Origin of the sequence: uncultured Sphingomonas sp. (assembly GCF_937859915.1) — a bacterium.
Lineage (GTDB): Bacteria > Pseudomonadota > Alphaproteobacteria > Sphingomonadales > Sphingomonadaceae > Solisphingomonas.
In genome coordinates this window covers 1-1,904 of the sequence record NZ_CALMAW010000054.1, presented here as the reverse complement: position 1 = coordinate 1,904, position 1,904 = coordinate 1, and the positions used below count along the sequence as shown (strand labels likewise).

Below are 1,904 nucleotides of genomic sequence, written 5' to 3'. Positions count from 1 at the left end.
GACCGGCATCGAGCGCGACCCGCTCACCCCGGCGCCGCTGCGCCGCCTCGTCCGCATCGCCCGCATCGGCGCGCGCGTGCCCGCGCAGCCGCGCTATGCCGACGCGCTCGAGGCGATCGGCCCCGCCGCGATCAAGTTCGGCCAGGCGCTCGCCACCCGCCCCGATCTGGTCGGCGAGGCGGCGGCGCTCGATCTCTATCGGTTGCAGGATGCGCTGCCCCCCGTCCCCTATCCGCAGATCAAGGCGGCGATCGAGCAGGCGCTGGGCAAGCCGGTCGAGAGCCTGTTCGCCTCGATCGACGAGATCCCCGTCGGCGCCGCCTCGATCGCGCAGGTCCACCGCGCGGTCACCACCGAGGGCGCGCATGTCGCGATCAAGGTGCTGCGCCCCGGCGTCGAGGACGAGTTCGCGCGCGCGATGGAGACCTATGAATGGGCGGCGGCGCAGGCCGAGGGCATGGGCGGCGAGATCGCCCGTCTGCGCCCCCGCCACGTCGTCGCGATGTTCCGCCAATGGACCGCGCGCGAGCTCGACCTGCGCCGCGAGGCGGCCTCCGCCTCCGAGCTTGCCGGCAACATGCTCGCCGAGCCCGGCTTCCACGTCCCCGCGATCGACTGGCAGCGCACCGCGCGTCGGGTCCTGACGCTCGAGTGGCTCGACGGCATCAAGCTCTCGAACCGCGATGCGCTGCTCGCCGCAGGCCACGATCCCGCGGCGCTCGCCGGCACGCTGGTCCGCGTCTTCCTGCGCCAGGCGATCGCGGAGGGTTTCTTCCACGCCGACCTCCACCAGGGCAATCTGTTCGCGCTCGCCGACGGGCGGCTGGCGGCGATCGACTTCGGCATCATGGGCCGCGTCAACCGCCAGGCGCGGCTGTGGCTCGCGGAAATCCTCCACGGGCTGATCACCGGCAATTATGCGCGTGTCGCCGAGATCCATTTCGAGGCGGGCTATGTCCCCGCGCACCACAATCTCGCCGAGTTCGCGACCGCGCTGCGTGCCGTCGGCGAGCCGATCCGCGGGCTGCCGGTCAAGGACATCTCGATCGGGCAGATGCTCGACGGGCTGTTCTCGATCACGCGCGACTTCGACATGCCGGTGCAGCCGCATCTGCTGCTGCTCCAGAAGACGATGGTGATGGTCGAGGGCGTCGCGACCGGGCTCGATCCCGACATCAACATGTGGGAGGTCGCCGCCCCCTTCGTGCGCGAATGGCTGCGCGGCGAGCTCGGCCCCGAGGCGGCGATCGCCGAGCATCTCCAGCGCCATGTCGGTCTGCTGCGCCGCCTGCCCAGCCTGATCGAGCGGATCGAGGCGGCCTATCCCGTGCCCGGCGCCGCCCCGCCGCCGCCGCCCTTCGCGCAGGTCGAGGTGGTGCGGATCGGCGGCGGCTGGCGCACCGGCGCGGTGGCGCTGGTCTCGGCGCTGGCCGGCGCGCTGCTGATGTGGTGGCTGTAGGGCCGCGCCGGCGAACGCCTCGTCCTGAACGGGGTCCGGGATCCCAGGACGCGATGCCTGTCCCCATGCGTTGCGCGTCTGGATCCTGACCTTCGTCAGGATGACGGGAAGGATTGGCGTGCCCGCGAATCGCGAAGCCGGCGCCGCTCAGCCGTCCCTTGCCGCCCCCCGCGCCCGAGCGAACAGCCAGACGCGGATCGCGCTTGCCAGATTCGCGGGATCGGGCGTCTCGATTCGCGCCGCGTCGATGCGCGCGACGAGCGCCGAGAGCGGCAGCGCCTGCGCGGCCGCCGCCTCGACCAGCGCGTCCCAGAAGATCGGCTCGAGGCTGATCGAGGTGGCGTGGCCCGCGATCTGGACCGAGCGTTTGACCGGACCGGACATGCACAAACCTACGCGATGAAGGCGCGCGGCAGCCGCAAGCGCCGCATCAATACATGTGCTG

At 71.9% G+C, this 1,904-nt stretch carries 2 protein-coding genes; one reads left to right on the top strand and one right to left on the bottom strand.

Going from position 1 to position 1,904, the window contains the following annotated elements; translation table 11 throughout:
• Positions 1-1,459: 2-polyprenylphenol 6-hydroxylase (gene ubiB, locus Q0326_RS07965; RefSeq protein WP_298688930.1), on the top strand; the 1,459-nt coding region annotated here is incomplete at its 5' end.
• 147 nt (positions 1,460-1,606) lie between these two features.
• On the opposite strand, the gene Q0326_RS07960 is transcribed toward ubiB, so the two are convergent.
• Positions 1,607-1,843 carry a ribbon-helix-helix domain-containing protein gene (locus tag Q0326_RS07960; RefSeq protein WP_298688928.1) on the bottom strand — a complete coding sequence of 79 codons (237 nt, stop codon included), beginning with the start codon at positions 1,841-1,843 and terminating at the stop codon, positions 1,607-1,609.
• Between the last annotated feature and the right edge of the window lie 61 nt (positions 1,844-1,904).

Bases quoted from the DNA above. Each gene is read 5' to 3' on its own strand.
- Q0326_RS07960 (WP_298688928.1), bottom strand. From the start codon at position 1,843: ATGTCCGGTCCGGTCAAACGCTCGGTCCAGATCGCGGGCCACGCCACC.